The sequence below is a fragment of the Henriciella algicola genome (genome assembly GCF_003576245.1).
GTDB classification, from domain to species: Bacteria; Pseudomonadota; Alphaproteobacteria; order Caulobacterales; family Hyphomonadaceae; genus Henriciella; species Henriciella algicola.
Window position 1 is genome coordinate 642,785 of sequence record NZ_QWGA01000003.1, and the last position, 17,033, is coordinate 659,817.

Genomic DNA, 17,033 nt, shown 5'->3' on the forward strand with positions numbered 1-17,033 from the left:
GTTGCGCCAGAAATTCGCGATGGAGGGGACCATGACAAAACGATCCACGAAGGCTGTCAGAGGCCAGTTGATGAAATCGACTGCGCTACTGGTCCTTATAGTTGCGCTTCCCGTCGGCCTTGCCCACGCGGAGAGGGGTGGCGATGGCGGCGGTGCCAACGCCGGAGAGGGCGGTCAAAGCGTCGCCACGGGCAGCGGCAACAATGGAACGGCGGGGTCTGGGACATCGGGCGGCGGTGGCGGCGGTGCCGGAGAGGTCGGCGGCGATGGGGGTGATGGCTCTGGTGCAAGCCCCGCATCAGGCGGCGATGGCGGTGCACATGGTGGTGTGGGGACTAGCCTGCCCACCGCATCCGTTACCGGCACCAATGGCGGGAATGGCGAACACGGCGGAGCCAGTTCCGGCGGTGGGGGCGGCGGCGCTGGCGGCTATGGTTATGTTGTCACCGGCTCAGGCTCCCTCGGTACACTGTCAGCAAGTGTAACCGGCGGGAATGGCGGCCTTGGCGGGAGCGGACAGCCCGCTGGCCGCGGCGGAGATGGCGGCAAGGGCCTCGTTTTTACCGATCCATCCGAAAAATCCGTGACGATCGCTGCCGGCTCTATAATCAGCGGCGGCGATGGCGGCGCTGATGGCGACGGCGCAGGTGGTGGGGGTGCTGGCGGGACCGGAATGGAAGGCGCAAATCTGGATGTCACGCTTGCCGGCACGGTGGCAGGCGGTTCCAACGGCGCAGGCACGGAAACGGCAAACGCATTCCACTTTACGGGCGGCACAAATTCGCTGTCCCTTGACCGGACCGGCGTGATTACGGGCGGTATCTGGACCGATGGAGCGCTCGATATATCAACTGAGGAAACCTACACGCTCTCAAACGAAATCTCCGGATCGGGATCCATTTCGAAGTCGGGCACAGGCATCCTGAGGCTTTCTGGTAACAACACCTATACTGGCAATACTTCTATTTCCGGCGGCACGATCGTCGCTCAGAGCGACAATTCGCTTGGTGCCGCATCGGGCAGCGTCGATGTTTTATCTGACGGGAGGCTATTGCTTCGGGGTGGCGTCACAATCGACAAGCAGGCGCTCAACTCCATCGGTGACAATACGGCGTTAGCGCTTCTTCAAAGCGACACCGGCGACAACTCTTTTTCCGGTGTGGTCAATCTTGGTGGCTCTGCGGATATCCTGTCCTTCAACGGATCCTTGACCCTGTCTGGCGGAGTGACGGGAAATGGGGCTGACCAGCAACTCACCATTCGGGGAGATGGCGACACAACGATCAATGGGCTGTCGAATATCAGCACGCTGGAAAAAGAAGAGGATGGAACGCTCACCCTGACAGGGAGCAGCACACTTAGCGATGATTTTATTGTCACTGGGGGTGACGTCATCATCGACAATACAACACTGACGACTGCGTCGAGAATGTCCATCAATGGCGGCGAAGTCATCGTTAAAAATGGCACGCTGTCCAGCCCATCCGGCTTCGACCGGATCGGCGTATCCGAGTTTCCTGGAGATATTAGCCGCGGCGGCGGCGTGACAGTGACCGGTAGCGGCGCTTCATACCATACGAATTCGGTGAGTCTCAGCGGTGGATCGCTAAAAGTTCTCGATGGCGGCACCGTCACCGCCAACAGAATAATTGCTGGTGGCTTTGACCCGTTCGAATCTGCGTGGATCTCCGTCAGTGGCGCAGGGACTTCGATAACTACGTCTACCCTCGGTATCGGACGAGTGGAAGCTCGAGGGTATCTCGACATCATCGATGGCGGTGTTGTCGAAGCAACCAACGTTGTAATCAGCAACGGGGAGGCGACAGTCTCTGGCGAAAACTCGCTTCTTTCAGCCGCGAACACTTTCGGGATCAGCGACAGCAGCTGGCTGACAGTCAGCGAGGGCGCGACCATTTCCGCGGGTGATGGCGCTGGAACGATCAAGATTGGTGGAGAGGGTGGTACACTCTATATCGGCTCAGTTTCAGGAGCCGCAGGTGCCGGCAATGTAGATGCCGCCGCTATTGTCGTGACAGGCGAGCGGAGTGCAGTTTCACTCAGCCACTCTGAAGACGACTATATTCTCTCAGCGGACATCAGCGGACGTGGCGTAATCCGGCAGTTCGCAGGCACGACGATATTGACGGGTGAAAATACCCATACTGGGGGTACATCAATTGATGGTGGCACCCTCCAGATCGGCGATGGCGGCACAAGCGGTTCCATCACCGGAGTTGTCACCAATGATGGCTCGTTGATTTTCAGCCGAAGCGACGCGCTAACATTTGACGGGCAAATCATCGGGAGCGGAAGCGTCTTGAAAACAGGCGTCGGTGCTCTGCGCCTGACTGGCAATCATCGACACTCAGGCGGCACAACCGTCGCGAACGGCACGCTGATCGTCGATGGCTCAATAGAAGGTGATGCCGATGTCAGCACAGGCGCCAGTCTTTCGGGTGCTGGCAGCGTGGGGGGACTGGTGACCATCGCAGATGGTGGCACACTAGAAGGCAATACTGGCCAAACTCTTTCAATGGGGAGCCTCACACTGTCAGAGGGCTCAAATGTAGATGTTGCCCTCGGCACGCCTTCAGACACTGCCCTGTTCGACATATCTGGCGATCTGACACTTGATGGCACGGTAAACGTTGCCGACGCAGGCCAATTCGGTCCCGGCGTGTATCGCCTGATGGATTTTGGCGGGTCTCTCACCGACAATGGACTGGAGGTTGGTTCGGTGCCGGCCGGCACAAACAATGTCATCGTTCAGACTGCGCTAGCCAACCGCATCAATCTAGTTGTCGACACGGCTGCTCCGGGTCCAGACCCCGATGTCCTCACGGTTCAATTCTGGGATGGGACGCAGACTGAGGCGAATGGCGCAATCGATACAGGATCTGGCACCTGGAGCCTTGGGCAGACCAACTGGACCCGGCCTGACGGGAATACGAATGATGAATGGCAAGGCGGTTTTGCTGTCATTCAGGGCCGGGACATCACGATCACTGTCGATAATTCGAACGGCGAGATCTCTACATCCGGCATGCAGTTCGCCAGTGATGGCATCCTGGTTCAGGGCGACGCGCTAAGGCTTGCTGGTTCGAACGGCCAGAACATATTCAGGGTTGGCGACGGATCGGGCGATCCAGATATGACCGCAACCATCTCGTCTAGTCTCACCGGACACGCGAGCCTGATAAAGAGAGAGGCTGGCACTCTTATCCTTGCGGGCCAGAATACCTATACAGGTACAACTCGTATCGAAGGCGGCACCGTTTCAGTTTCGTCTGACGCCAATCTTGGGGATAGCCACGGAAGCCTACGGCTTTATGGCGGCACGTTGGCAACGACGGAGAGCTTCGAAAGCGCGCGCTCCGTGTTAATCTCGACGAACGGCAGCGTGAATGTCGCTGCCGACACCGAACTCCACCTTTCGGGCCGGCTGACTGGTTCAGGAAAGTTCCGGAAACTCGGAGGCGGTACGCTGCGCCTGACCGGCGCGAATGGGGTCTTCAACCACGAAATTGTCGAAGGCACGCTGATTGGCAACTCATCCTCTATCCGGGGCGACGTCGCAAATTCGGGCGAGCTCGTCTTCGACCAGAGTGCCAGCCGTCGATATGGGTATAACGTGTCGGGCAGCGGCACCTTCATCAAACGTGGCGACGGTGTCCTCAGCCTTCTGGGCAATAACACTTACACCGGCGGCACGATCATCGAAGCGGGTACCTTGCTGGTAACCGAGGACCGCAACCTTGGTGACGTAGCCAGCGAACTGGTCCTCGCTGGCGGTAGGCTCTTTACCACCGCGACCTTTGACACCGACCGAAAAGTCATCCTGACCGCCGATAGCATTGTCGATGTGGCCAACGGAACTGAACTTGGATTTACCAATAGCGTTGAGGGCGAAGGCGGTGTCATCAAGACTGGCGACGGTCGTCTGCGGCTCAGCGGGTTCAATACCTACACAGGCGTCACGGAAATTCGCGAAGGCACACTCATCATCGACTCCAGCAGGCTGGTCGGCCCGATCGTCAATGACAGCGTACTGATCTTCGATCAGGGCATAGATAATGAGTATAGCGGCGATCTTTCCGGCTCTGGCGTTCTAATCAAACAGGGGAATGCGCGCCTGCGCCTCAGCGGGAAAAATACGCATTTGGGCGGTACGCAGATCCTGGCAGGTACATTGATCGGCGATACCGATTCCCTGTTCGGCGATATTGCGAACGCAAGCGCGCTCATCTTTGATCAGGATGGTGATGGCGACTTCAACGGTACGCTGTCAGGAGACGGCTCCCTTGAGAAAACGGGCAGCGGCGCTGTCACATTGAACGGCCTGCATCCTTTCTCCGGCAACACGCTGATCTCCGAGGGCACGCTTATTATCAATGGCGGCGATGCAACCACGCCTGGACTAGGCGGCGACATCACCATCGGCGAAAATGGCGCGCTTGAAGGGAGCGGGTCACTTGGCAGTCTGGATGTCAGCGGCACCATCGCGCCGGGCAACTCAATTGGAACGCTGACCGTCGCGGGCGATGCAAGCTTTGGCGCGGGGGCCGTCTATGAAGTCGAAGTGGACCCGGCGGGCTCTGCAAGTGACCTGATTGCGGTTTCCGGCACTGCCACCATCGATAGCGGTACGTCGGTCCAGCACATCGGCTTAGACGGCATCTACGCGCCGACGAGCACATACACCATCCTGACGGCTGATGGTGGGGTAAACGGAACGTTTGGCGGCGTCACGTCAGACTTCGCTTTCCTTGACGCTTCTCTCAGCTATGGCGCGAACTCCGTTGCTCTAACGCTTACCCGAAATGGTGTTGCGCTGACGGATGTCGCCCAGACGGCGAACCAGCTCTCCGTCGCAACCAGCCTTGCAGGTCTCGCGACCAGCGATGCCCTCTTCGGCGCAGTCATCGTGCAGGATGCTTCGGTTGCGCGCGCCTCGTATGATCTTCTGTCCGGTGAGATCTACGCCTCACGAAAAGCTGCCTACATCGCGCAAAGTCGCCTGACCCGCGACGCGGTAAACCTTCGTTTGCGCGCCCCTGTCGACCAGACAGGCAGCGCCTCGGTGGATGCCGTCTGGTCAACAGTATTGGGCGGATGGGGCAATACGGACGGAACCGACAACATTGCTTCCCTCGACACCGATGCCGCAGGGGTGTTGCTGGGCGCAGATCGAGCTTTCTCTAATGGCTGGCGCGCCGGCGTCATGGGCAGCTTCAGCCAGTCAGGTCATGATGTCGAGGCGCTCGCGTCATCGGGTGACAGCAACAATGTCCATCTTGGCGTCTATGGCGGCAAGACTTGGGGGGCTTTGTCACTTCGCACCGGCGCAGCCTATAGCTGGCACGACAGCGAGGTTTCACGCCGCATCGTCAGCGCAAACCTGAACGATCGCACAAAGGGCAGCACAGACGCACGGACGGCGCAAGCCTTCGGGGAGATCGGATACAGCTTTGCGACGGGAGGCATCGAAATCGAGCCTTTCGCGAATGTCGCCTACGTCAATCTAGAGACGGACGGCTTCACCGAAAATGGCGGGCCAAGTGCACTTACTGTGGAAGGCGACACAGTTGACACGACCCTCACCACACTCGGCGCACGGCTGTCCTCCTCTGCCTTCAATCTCTCGAATATGACGGGCAGATTCCACGCCTCAGCCGGGTGGCAGCGTGCCCATGGCGACCTTGATACCTTCTCGACCAACAGGTTCGCGAACAGCGTTGCTTTCACGGTTCAGGGCGTGACCGCTGCGCGCGATGCAGCGGTGGTCGATGCTGGGCTCGATCTGGATATTTCGTCCGCTGCGACATTAGGCTTTGGCTATCAAGGTCAGTTTGGCGACGGAACAGAGCAGCAAAGCGTGAATGCCCGCATCGCCATCGCTTTCTGAGGCTCCCGGAGCATCTACTAAATTAGGCCCCCTCCCCTCACCGGGAGGGGGCCTTTTCGTTGGGGGCGGCATAAGGCCGAATGGACTGCGCGTGCGCCTGACGCCGCGCTAGGTAGTGTTCCTCATTGGCGATTGTCCTCATGACGCGTCTGCTGGGCGCACGCTGAAACGTGAGGGCCCTTGCCCATGGATGGATCATTTTCTTCGCAGTTTAGCCAGACAGCGACCGATACAGATCGCGGCGCAACGGAGCGTTTCCGGCGCGAGGTCGACCGCTTTCTAATGCAAGAATTGACGCCGGAGCTGAGAGACGCCGGACGCGCAACGACCGGACTCAAATCACCCTCATGGGCGTGCAAGGAATGGCGCCAGAAGCTGTTCGACAAGGGATGGCTCGCGCCAAGCTGGCCAAAGATGCATGGCGGCGCAGGCTGGTCGACGGCGGAGCGGCTCTACTTTGAGCAGGCCTGCGCCGCCAATGATGCGCCCCTCATCATGTCGTCCGGCATCCGCACTATCGGACCACTGCTGATGCAGGAAGGCACGCCAGCCCAGAAGGCCCGCTACCTGCCGCGCATCCTGACCGGCGAGCATGAATGGTGTCAGGGCTTCTCCGAGGCCGGTGCCGGATCAGACCTCCCTGCCCTATCGATGAAGGCAGAGCTGACCGGTGACCATTTCCTGCTGAATGGCACCAAGCTCTGGACGAGCTTCGCCCAGATGGCGACGCATATGTATATGCTGGCCCGCAGTGAGCCGGGCTCAAGCGGCCGCGACGGGCTCGTCTTCCTCCTGCTGGACATGTCGCTCCCCGGCATCAAGGTCCGCCCGATCCGCTGTATCGACGGCTCGGAAGAGATTTGCGAAGTCCACTTCGACAATGTGAAGGCGCCTGCAAGTAGCGCGCTCGGCAAGGCCGGCGATGGCTGGCGCATCGCGCGCGTCCTTATGAAGATCGCCCGCTCAAACAACACGACCACAGGGACGCTGAGACAGGCCTGGCGCGCTGCATCGCGGTTCGTGGTCGCAGCAGAGAATGACCCTGACCTCAAGCGCCGTCTGGACGTGCTCGAGGCAGACATCACCGGGTTCGAGGCGCTGGAGGCACGGCTCTCAAAGGAGCACGTCCAACTCAACGACGCCGCCCGCTCCGCAATGATGAAACTACGCGCCAGCGAGCTGCATCAGGAGATCACCGAAGTCGCGCTCGAAGCTGCGCCGCACGATGAAAAAGCACTCGCGAAATACTTCTTTACCCGCGCCGCGACGATCTATTCCGGCACGAGCGAAATTCACCGCAACAGCCTCGCGCGCGCTATCGGCTGCCCCTGAATTCCTGAATACTGAAAAGCCGCTCAGCGCCTAGCCCGCAATGGCGTGGCGCTTGGCAGCCTGGACGAGACGCGGGTCGAGGGCCGCCGCCACATTGCGGATAAGGAGGCGCGCGGTCTCAGGCACGCTGACTTTCAGACCATCGATGACGCAAAGGTCATGCGCCTCAAGCTGGCGCATCCGCGCTAGCGCGGCGTCGAACTCATGGCGGTCATAGCCGAAGCGATGCAGCACATCGCCCAGATCGACTTTCAGATCGCAGAGCAGCCGCTCGATCGCATAAGCCCGCATCTCATCCTTGCCCGTCTTCGCAATGCCGCGTGCGATGGGCAGCTCGCCGTCCAGCACGCTATTGCGCCATTCCAGAAGGCCCTTCTGGCCCTGGGCATAGCCTCGCGGGAAGCCTGAGATCGCTGTCTGCCCGATACCGATGAGGTAGCGGCTCTGATCGTCCGTATAACCCTGAAAATTGCGCCGCAGCCGTCCGTCGGCCGCCGCGATAGCAAGACTGTCCGTCGGCAGGGCATAATGGTCAAAGCCGATGCTCGAATAGCCTGCCTTCTCGAAAATGCGTTCTGCGACCTCAGCCTGGCGCATACGTTCAGCGAGCCCCGGCAGGTCCGCCTCGGCGATGGCGCGCTGATGCTTGGCGAACCACGGCACGTGCGCATAGCCGAAGACCGAAATGCGATTGATACCGGTCTCAGCGCAATAGTCGGCTGCTTCCGCAACATCGGCTTCGGTCTGAAGGGGCAAGCCATACATGAGGTCAGCATTCAGCGCCCGGATGCCGACCCGTCGAAGCGATGCGATATGCCGGGTGATCATCGAGCGCGGCTGGATCCGGTTGATGGCCTTCTGGACAGGCAGGCTCAGCGTCTGAACGCCCAGGCTGGCGCGCGTCACACCGCTATCGGCCATCGCTTCGATCATCCCGTCACTCAGGACGCGGGGGTCGAGCTCAACCGAGAACTCTGCATCTGCTGCAACTCGGAACCGTGAACGGATATGCCGAGTGAGGCGCCGGAAATCGTCTGGCGACAGCGCGTTCGGTGTGCCGCCGCCAAAATGAAGATGACGGACCTTGCCCTCACCGATCTGCTCCGACCAGAGATCGACCTCTTTCAGAAGGACGTCGAAATAGGAAGCGATCCGGTCATAACCGTTCGGGACAGAGGTCGCGCAGCCGCAATACCAGCAGAGCTTCCGGCAGAACGGGATATGGACATAGACCGAGAGGCCTTCGCCTTCCTCGATTGCAGACAGCCATGACTTCACGGTTTCAGCGGTCACGGATGAATCGAAATCAACCGCGGTCGGATAGCTTGTATAGCGGGGCACCTGCGCGCCAGCGAACTCGATCCAGTCGTCTCTCATGCCTGCCAATCCCTTGTTTCGGTCTTGGCAGAAAACTAGCTGCGGCGAGGCTGAGGGTCTTTAGGTAGACCTACTTACAGGCCTGTTCGGCGGGGTGATCCTCATCGATCAGGATGCGGGCTGCGGCGCCGTCCGGGTCATCGAACTGGCCTTCGCGGACTGCCCAGATGAAGCTGACGAGGCCAACCAGACCCAGCATCAGAGCAACGGGAATAAGAAAGGCGAGCATTTCCATATCAGAATCTCTTCCAGCCGGGGCGAAGCGCATTCAGCGTTACAATGATGGACGACCCGGACATGGCGATCGCTGCGACCAGCGGCGTCGCAAAACCTGCCACCGCAATCGGCACCGCGATGAAATTATAGATCGCAGCCAGTGAGAAGTTCTGCACCATCCGGCGCCGGGCAAGGCTCGACGCGTCGATCATGGTCAGGATCGCGCCGAGGCCCGCTCCTGTATAGACACCATCACTCGCAGACTGGCTGACATCCATGGCACCGCCCGGCGCGAGCGAGGCATGCGCCAGCGAAAGCGAGGCAGCGTCATTGAGGCCGTCGCCGATCATCAGAACCTTGCGGCCTTCAGCGCGCAACTGTTCCAGTCGCTCAACCTTGTCGGCCGGGCTTGCGCCCGCACGCCAATCGGTCACCGACAGCGCCGATGCAATCGTGGCCACAGCATCTTGGCGATCGCCCGACAGGATCTCGACGCCAATGCCGCGGCGACGCAGCGTTTCGACGACATCGCCCGCGCCGGGGCGCAGCGCATCCTCGAACAGGAAGCGATGTGGGGACGAATCGCCCTCAACATACCAGAGCTGAAGACTGGTGGTGGCAGCAGAGGCTTCCTCGCCCACCCATTCGGCAGACCCAAGACGGCAGCGCACGCCATTAATCTCAGCCTCAAGACCTAGCCCTGGATGTTCCTTCACGTGGGCGGCCACGCTGCCTGCGCCAGCCGCAGCGACGAGCGCGCGTGACAGCGGATGGCGGGAGGCGCGCGCAAGACGGGCTGCGCGCTGAAGTTTGTCCTGGTCATGGGGACTGCGCACAAGTTCAGGCTCTCCGAGGGTCAGCGTGCCGGTCTTGTCGAAGACGACGTGATCGCACTCTGCAATGCGTTCAAGCGCATCGCCGGAGCGAAGGAAGACGCCCTTGCGGAACAGGCGACCGGCGGCGACCACCTGTACGACAGGCGCAGCCAGCGCGAGCGCACACGGACAGGTAATGATCAGCGTCGAGACAGCGATCATGATCGCTTCACGCACCCCTGCCCCGGCCAGAAGCCAGCCGATCAGGGTCAGCGCAGCGGTTGTATGAACCAGCGGAATATAGAGCGAGACCGCCTTGTCTGCGATGCGGCGATACTTTGAACGACGCTGCTCACCTGCCTCGAGCATACGCGCGATGTCGGCGAGCAGGGAGTCGCTTGCGGCTGAGATTGCGCGCCCACGCAGGGGCTGCGTCAGGTTGATTGAACCCGCAAAGAGCCGCGCTCCGGGCGCAACGGCACGCGGCAGGCTCTCACCGCTGACAAGGCTCTCATCAGCTTCGCTGACGCCGTCCAGCACGTCGATATCGACGGTGAGGCGCTCACCCGGTGCGACCAGCACGATATCGCCCGCGATGATCTCATCGGCACGCACAGAGCGCGCTTCAGTGCCTTCCAGACGGGTCACGGTACGCGCCTGCAGGGCCGCCAGATCCTGCGCGGCGGCATGGGTCCGTCTGCGGAGGCGCGCATCAAGGAAGCGACCGATCAGCAGGAAGAAGAGCAGCATGACGGCGGCGTCGAAATAGGCATGCTCGCCGCCCCGGATCGTCTCGGTGACACTCACGCCGAGCGCGAGCAGAACGGCGAGCGAGATCGGCACGTCCATGTTCGCATGGCCCCGGCGAAGCACTGACCAAGCCGACTGGAAGAAGATGCGGCCCGAAAACAGCGCCGCCGGAAGCGCAATGGCGCCAGAAATCGCATGCATGACCCGCCGGGTCGTCTCACCCATCTCTCCATGACCCGACCAGATCGAAACAGAGAGCAGCATGACATTCGCTGCCGCGAAAGCTGCGACGGCCATCGCGATAAGAAGTTTGCGCTCCTCGCTCTTGGCGGCGCTGTCTGCGGCGTCGGGTGCGAATGGCGCGACCCCATACCCGAGCGCAGACACCGTTCCTGCGACGTCGTTTGCCGAAAGGTCACCGCGCCAGCGCACGTCGAAGCGGCCATTGGAAAGGTTGAGCCGCGCCTGCGTCACCCCGGGCAGGGCCTGCACGCTCTTCTCGATCTTGGAAAGGCAGCCAGCGCATTTTGCGCCACGCACCGTCAGCTGGAGCGTATTGCCTTCAGGCGAGCGGCGGACGAACGCGCTGATGTCGCTCGCATGCGCCTGTTCAGCGGGCGCGAGCCCTCTGGGACAGCCTGCAGAGGGATTTCCCGCAGCGGTCACGGCACCCTCACATCCTTGCGCGCTTCGATTGTGACGTCGCCGGACATATCCGTAGCGGTGACGATCATCTCCCACTGACCGCTCTCAAGCTCTGGCAGGTCGGCGCGGTAGAGGCCGGGCGCGCCAGCAGCAGTGAGCGAGACGGTCACATCCTGCGCTCCCGTCGCAAGACGGCGCAGCTTCGCCTCAACGCTGAGGCCACCGACAGGCGCGCCGTCTGCATCTGCGACCTGCACAGCAACCGCTTCCAGCCCCGACAGGCCTGCCCGCACTGTCCAGCCAAGCTCTGCCTGCGCACGGCGGGCTTCGAGTGTCTGATTATAATTGAGGCCCTGAAGATAGGACTTCTCGACATCCTCACCGGGGAAACTGGTGATCGCCGAATAGAGAAAGAAGCCGTTCACCGTGAACATGACGCCGAAGAAGGCGAGCATGATCAGGAGGACGTGCCAGCCCTTGAGCTGGCGTTCACGCGGGGCGTCGATGAGCGTTGCAGTGGTCATGATCTAGTCTCCCGGCGCCATGAAACTCGTGCGGTTTCCATGGAGCTCGCCTGTGGCAGTGTCCTGAAGAAGAAGGGTGAAGTGGTCGCGCCCGCCTGCGGTTTCCTGCGGCACGGTCACGAAGATGCGGTAACGGTCCACGCCATGCGCTGCGACCGGCAGGAAGATACGGCCTGCCTCAGTGGCTTCGAGACCGATCACTTCCAGCTCAAGCCCATCAATGCCATTGGCTTCAAGGCTCATTTCGCGCGCCTCGCCGGACTTGTTGACCAGCTTCAGCGTATAGCCGTTGCGGACATCGCCGCCAGACAGGCGCACATAAGGCGGCGAGCGGTCCTTCAGCACATTGACCTCGAACGTGCCGCGATTGAGCAGCCCCCAGGCCATTAGCACCGCAATGGCCACCATCAGCGCCGCGTAGAGCACGGTCCGGGCACGGATCAGGCGGTACTGCGCCGGCATGCCCGCTGCACGCCGCGCAACCGCAATGTCCGTATCATAAGCAATGAGACCTGTCGGGCGCTCGACCTTCTTCATCATCTCGTCGCAGGCATCGATGCACAGCGCGCAGTGGATGCACTCCAGCTGCGCGCCATCGCGGATATCGATCCCCATCGGGCAGACCTGAACGCACTGCTTGCAGTCGATACAATCACCGCGCCCCTCCCAGCTCTCACCCTTGCGGTGAGGCCCGCGCGGCTCCCCCCGGTCATAGCGATAGGTGACGTTGAGGGCGTGCTCATCGGTCAGCGCGGCCTGGATACGCGGCCACGGGCAGAGATAGGTGCAGACCTGCTCACGCATGGTCCCGGCGAGCGCATAGGTCGTCCCCGTCAGGATGGCAGCAAACCAGTAGGCCGAGAGCGGCGCCTCGCCGATAAAGAAGGTCTGCGCGATCATCTGGGCGTCATGGAAGTAGAGAATGAACGCGCCGCCCGTCACGAAGGCGATAAGCAGCCAGACCGCATGCTTGCCAACTTTCCGCCAGGCCTTGTTGAAGCTCACGGGCTTGGCATCGAGCCGCATACGCGCCGCCCGGTCGCCCTCAAACGCCCGCTCGACCCAGATATAGAGGTCGGTCCACACCGTCTGCGGGCAGGCATAGCCGCACCAGACCCGCCCGAACAGCGATGTCACGAGGAACAGGCCAAGCGCGGCAAGGATCATCAGGCCTGCGAGATAATAAGCCTCCTGCGGCCAGATCTCGATCCCGAAAAAGAAGAACCGCTCACCCGCAAAGTCCGCCAGCACCGCCTGGTCAGGAACCCCTGCCCCGCGGTCCCAGCGCAGCCATGGCACCAGGTAATAAATGCCCAGCATCCCCGCCATGGCGACCCATTTCACCGTCCGGAACTTGCCGTGGGCAAGCTTCGGATAGATCTGCTTGCGCTTGGCATAGAGATCCTGCGGCGGAGGGGCCGGTGGCGGAGACTTTGGCGTTATGAGGGTGACACGGCTCATTGGCTCTGCCCCTACTCCCCGCCGCCAAGCGAGTGGACATAGACCGCCAGCGACTTGATCGTCGCTTCGTCGAGACGCTCACCCCAGGCAGGCATGTGCGCATTTCGGGCGTTGTAGACGGTGTTGTAGACATCACGGTACTCGCCGCCGAACACCCAGATATCGTCCGTCAGATTCGGCGCACCGACAGTGCGGTCACCGGTCCCGTTTGCGCCGTGGCAGGAAGCACATTGCGCGGCGAAGATGTCGGCGCCGCGTTTGCTCGCTGCCTCATCCACCTCGCGACCAGACAGCGACAGGACATGATTGACGACATCGTCGATCTGCTGGCGCTCCAGAAGCCGGTCGCGGCCAAAGGCTGGCATCAGGGAGAACCGGGTGTCCGCATCCTCTTCATGCCGAATGCCGTGCTGGAGTGTGTACTCGATGCCCTCAAGCGTACCTGACCAGAGCCAGGAATCGTCGGCGAGCGTCGGATAGCCCTTGGCACCCCGGCCGCCAGCGCCGTGACAGGTGGCGCAATTGTCGCCAAAGGCGCTCTCGCCAGATGCCATCGCAAACTGCTGCAGCTCACGGTCCGTCTCGATTTCTTCGAGGCTCGCCGTCAACAGGGCTGCGCCAGATGCGCTACGCTGCGACCGCAGGCTTTCGACCTGCTCAGCCACCGCGATCCGGTCAGATTGGCCTGCAAGGCCACGCGTATTGGTGCCAAGACCCGGCAGGGCCGGAATGGCTGGCATGACGACCATATAGCCAATCGAGAAGGCGATGGTGCCGTACCAGATATAGAGCCACCAGCGCGGGAGCGGATTGTTCAGCTCCTTGATGCCATCCCATTCATGGCCCGTGGTCTCTACGCCGGTTGGCTGGTCGATATCCTTGTGGTGTTCACTCATCTCCCGGCTCCCGGTCTGAAAGTGGAAGGCTTGCCGCCTTGTCGAATTTTTTCTGGTTTTTGGGCCAGAGCGCGTAGGCCAGAACGGCGGCGAAAATCGCCACGAAGTAGATCAGGCCACCGGTCTGGGCGAAGCTGGACAGTCGTTCGTACATGTCACTTTCTCCCTAGCGCGCGTTCATCAGGTCTTCGGCTTCGTAGGTGGAGAAATCCACCAGCGTGCCGGTCATCTGCAGATAGGCGACGAGCGCATCCATCTCGGTGATCCGGTCTGGATCCTGGTCGAAGTCGCGGATCTGGACGGTGCCTTCGCGGCCGGATGCTTCGGTGTAGCGAGCCACCAGCGCGTCCTGCTCATCGAAATAGATGTCGGGGTCCACCTGGGCCCGAAGGTCCATGCTGGCATTCTCGATCATCTCGTCGGTGTAGGGAACGCCGACCGCACGAAGCGCTTTCAGGTCATCCTGGATATTGCGGAAGTCGAGCGACTTCTCCGCCAGGAAGGCATAGGGCGGCATGATCGATTCCGGCACTAGGGCACGGGGGTCGATCAGGTGATCGACATGCCATTCGTCGGAATACTTGCCGCCGACGCGGGCAAGGTCAGGCCCTGTCCGCTTCGAGCCCCATTGAAACGGGTGGTCGTACATCGACTCTGCCGCCAGAGAGTAGTGGCCATAGCGCTCCACCTCGTCGCGAAGCGGGCGCACCATCTGGCTGTGGCAGACATAGCAGCCTTCGCGCAGATAGATGTTGCGGCCAGCCACTTCGAGCGGGGTGTAGGGGCGCATGCCTTCCACCTTCTCGATGGTGTTCTCCATGTAGAAGAGCGGTGCCATCTGGATAAGCCCACCGATCGAGACCGTGATCAGGATGCCGATCGTCAGGATGAGCGAGTGGCGTTCGAACACGCCGTGTTTGTTGAGCAGTCCCATTGTTTTCGACGCTCCTATTCGGCCGGCTGCAGCTCAGCGGCTGCCGGTGGTTGGCTTACGGGATTTGCATCGGCGGGCTGGTTGATGCGCTCATGGCCCATCGCGGTGCGGATCAGGTTGTAGGACATGATCACAGCGCCGCTGAGGTAGAGCAGACCGCCCACCATGCGGATGATGTAGCTGATATGCTTGGCCTCGACCGTTTCCACGAAGCTGTATTCAAGGAAGCCGAAGTCGTTATAGGCGCGCCACATCAGGCCTTCCATGATGCCCGCGAACCACATCGACACGATGTAGAAGACGATACCGATCGTCGCGAGCCAGAAGTGCCACTCGACCAGAGCCATCGAGTAGAGGCTCTTGCGCTTGTACAGCCACTGGGTGAGGCAGTAGAGCGCCCCGAAGGAAATGAAGCCAACCCAGCCGAGTGCACCGGAATGCACGTGGCCAATGCCCCATTCAGTATAGTGGCTGAGCGAGTTCACCGCCCGTACCGACATGAGAGGACCTTCAAAGGTCGACATGCCGTAGAAGGCGAGCGAGACGACCATCATGCGGACTACAGGGTCGGTGCGCAGCTTGTCCCAGGCGCCTGACAGGGTCATCACGCCGTTGATCATGCCGCCCCAGCTTGGCATCCACAGCATGATCGAGAAGGTCATGCCGAGGGTCTGCGCCCACTGCGGAAGAGCGGTGTAGTGAAGGTGATGCGGACCTGCCCAGATATAGATGAAGATCAGCGACCAGAAGTGCACGATCGACAGGCGGTAGGAATAGACCGGGCGGTCCACGCGCTTGGGAATGTAATAATACATGATGGCGAGGAAGCCGGTCGTCAGGAAGAAGCCGACGGCGTTGTGGCCATACCACCACTGGGTCAGTGCATCCTGCACACCCGCGAACAGCTGATAGCTTTTCGACGATCCGAGCGAGACCGGCAGCGAAAGGTTGTTCACGATGTGCAGCATCGCGATGGTCACGATGAAAGACAGGTAGAACCAGTTTGCCACATAGATATGTGGCTCTTTCCGCTTCCAGAGCGTGCCGAGGAAGATGATAAGATAGGCGACCCAGACGATGGTCAGCCAGAGGTCGGCATACCATTCTGGTTCGGCATATTCCTTCGACTGGGTGATGCCCATCAGATAGCCGGTCGCGGCGATCACGATGAAGAGCTGATAACCCCAGAAAACAAACCATGGCCACATGCCGCCGAACAGGCGTGCGCGCGTGGTGCGCTGGACGACGTGGAAGCTGGTGGCGAGAAGGACGTTGCCACCAAAGGCAAAGATCACGGCGGACGTATGGAGCGGACGTAGCCTGCCAAAGTTCGTCCAGCCGAGCTCCTCGACATAGAAGAGATTTGGCCAGGTCAGCTGACACGCAATGAGAACGCCGACCAGAAGGCCTGCGAGCCCCCAGAACATGGCAGCGGCCACACCGAATTTGACGAGCGTGTCCTCATACAGGGTCTCGTCAAAGGGATTGCGGTCGCCGAGCTTGCCGGCCCAGAGCGCAATCCCCACCAGCCAGGCGATGATTGCGGAAAAGAACAGGAGCGCGTGAACGCCCATCAGATTGTCTGCTGCGTTACCGGCGATCAGGATCGCCAGGACAGCGAAGACGCAAAGGAAAGCCGACACCATTCCGGTGCTGCTGTCCCTTGCCCCTCTCTTAAGGATGTTGGTGCTCAATTTGCCTACCCCTCAACATTCAGACGCCACCGGAAGCGGCGGCTGCCTCATCACGGCTGAGGGATTACGTAAGGACCGGGATGTCCGGTATACGGGCTCATACGTATGGGCCAGCCTGTCGCAGACACAGTAGGTTGCGGGCAATAGGAGGCCCCCGCATGAACCGTGTCATCATCTTCACCGTCGGATTGGCCATTGCGATGATCGCGTGGCCACAAGTCCAGTCGCATCACCTGCGCGATGAGTTGCTGCAGCTTGCCTGGTGCTCATCGTCAGGCCAGGCGCCGGGCACGCAAAGCCTTTTCGGAATGCACTGCGTGTGGTGCCCGGTTTTCGTCTCCGGTATCGCCGTCATGATCGTCAGCCCCTTCCTTCAGCATGCACGGATGCTGGCGGAGCGACTGGCCCGGGTCATGCCATGAGAATTCAACACCTCCCGTCACGCTACTTGTTGACCTCCCGGCCCTGCCTGTCGCATTGCGAA

Annotated in this window: 12 protein-coding genes; 3 read left to right on the top strand and 9 right to left on the bottom strand. The window is 60.9% G+C overall.

Annotated features, from left to right (window positions below):
- Positions 1–31: 31 nt before the first annotated feature.
- Together D1222_RS03605 and D1222_RS03610 are read left to right on the top strand one after the other, a co-directional pair.
- Positions 32–5,905, top strand: a complete 5,874-nt coding sequence (locus D1222_RS03605; RefSeq protein ID WP_147371809.1) for an autotransporter domain-containing protein — start codon at positions 32–34, stop codon at positions 5,903–5,905.
- A gap of 186 nt (positions 5,906–6,091) precedes the next feature.
- Positions 6,092–7,237 (top strand): acyl-CoA dehydrogenase family protein, encoded by a 1,146-nt coding sequence (locus D1222_RS03610; RefSeq protein WP_119452852.1) that lies wholly within the window; start codon positions 6,092–6,094, stop codon positions 7,235–7,237.
- A 30-nt stretch (positions 7,238–7,267) separates the two neighbouring features.
- Here the strand turns inward: D1222_RS03610 and hemN are convergent, their stop codons facing one another.
- The 9 genes from hemN to ccoN all read right to left on the bottom strand — a co-directional run bounded on the left by hemN (position 7,268) and on the right by ccoN (position 16,429).
- Positions 7,268–8,614 carry an oxygen-independent coproporphyrinogen III oxidase gene (hemN, locus tag D1222_RS03615; RefSeq protein ID WP_119452853.1) on the bottom strand — a complete coding sequence of 449 codons (1,347 nt, stop codon included), beginning with the start codon at positions 8,612–8,614 and terminating at the stop codon, positions 7,268–7,270.
- A gap of 70 nt (positions 8,615–8,684) precedes the next feature.
- Positions 8,685–8,849, bottom strand: coding sequence for a cbb3-type cytochrome oxidase assembly protein CcoS (gene ccoS / locus D1222_RS03620; protein WP_119452854.1), 165 nt, complete (start codon positions 8,847–8,849; stop codon positions 8,685–8,687).
- A gap of 1 nt (position 8,850) precedes the next feature.
- Entirely contained in the window at positions 8,851–11,061 is a 2,211-nt protein-coding gene (locus D1222_RS03625; protein WP_119452855.1) for a heavy metal translocating P-type ATPase, read from the bottom strand.
- Positions 11,058–11,564, bottom strand: a complete 507-nt coding sequence (locus D1222_RS03630; RefSeq protein WP_119452856.1) for a FixH family protein — start codon at positions 11,562–11,564, stop codon at positions 11,058–11,060. Before D1222_RS03630 ends, D1222_RS03625 begins: the two co-directional genes overlap by 4 nt.
- Positions 11,565–11,567: 3 nt before the next feature.
- Positions 11,568–13,025, bottom strand: a complete 1,458-nt coding sequence (ccoG, locus tag D1222_RS03635; protein WP_119452857.1) for a cytochrome c oxidase accessory protein CcoG — start codon at positions 13,023–13,025, stop codon at positions 11,568–11,570.
- A gap of 11 nt (positions 13,026–13,036) precedes the next feature.
- The gene (ccoP, locus tag D1222_RS03640; RefSeq protein ID WP_119452858.1) at positions 13,037–13,921 is read right to left on the bottom strand and encodes a cytochrome-c oxidase, cbb3-type subunit III; all 885 of its coding nucleotides are present in this window, start codon (positions 13,919–13,921) and stop codon (positions 13,037–13,039) included.
- Complete coding sequence (locus tag D1222_RS03645; protein ID WP_119452859.1) at positions 13,914–14,075, bottom strand: cbb3-type cytochrome c oxidase subunit 3; 162 nt, start codon at positions 14,073–14,075, stop codon at positions 13,914–13,916. Before D1222_RS03645 ends, ccoP begins: the two co-directional genes overlap by 8 nt.
- A 12-nt stretch (positions 14,076–14,087) precedes the next feature.
- Entirely contained in the window at positions 14,088–14,855 is a 768-nt protein-coding gene (ccoO, locus tag D1222_RS03650) for a cytochrome-c oxidase, cbb3-type subunit II (protein ID WP_119452860.1), read from the bottom strand.
- A gap of 14 nt (positions 14,856–14,869) precedes the next feature.
- Positions 14,870–16,429 carry a cytochrome-c oxidase, cbb3-type subunit I gene (gene ccoN, locus D1222_RS03655; protein ID WP_407646734.1) on the bottom strand — a complete coding sequence of 520 codons (1,560 nt, stop codon included), beginning with the start codon at positions 16,427–16,429 and terminating at the stop codon, positions 14,870–14,872.
- Between the two features lie 278 nt (positions 16,430–16,707).
- Here ccoN and D1222_RS03660 point away from each other — a divergent pair, with 278 nt between their 5' ends.
- Positions 16,708–16,971, top strand: coding sequence for a hypothetical protein (locus tag D1222_RS03660; protein ID WP_119452862.1), 264 nt, complete (start codon positions 16,708–16,710; stop codon positions 16,969–16,971).
- The last annotated feature ends 62 nt before the right edge of the window (positions 16,972–17,033 follow it).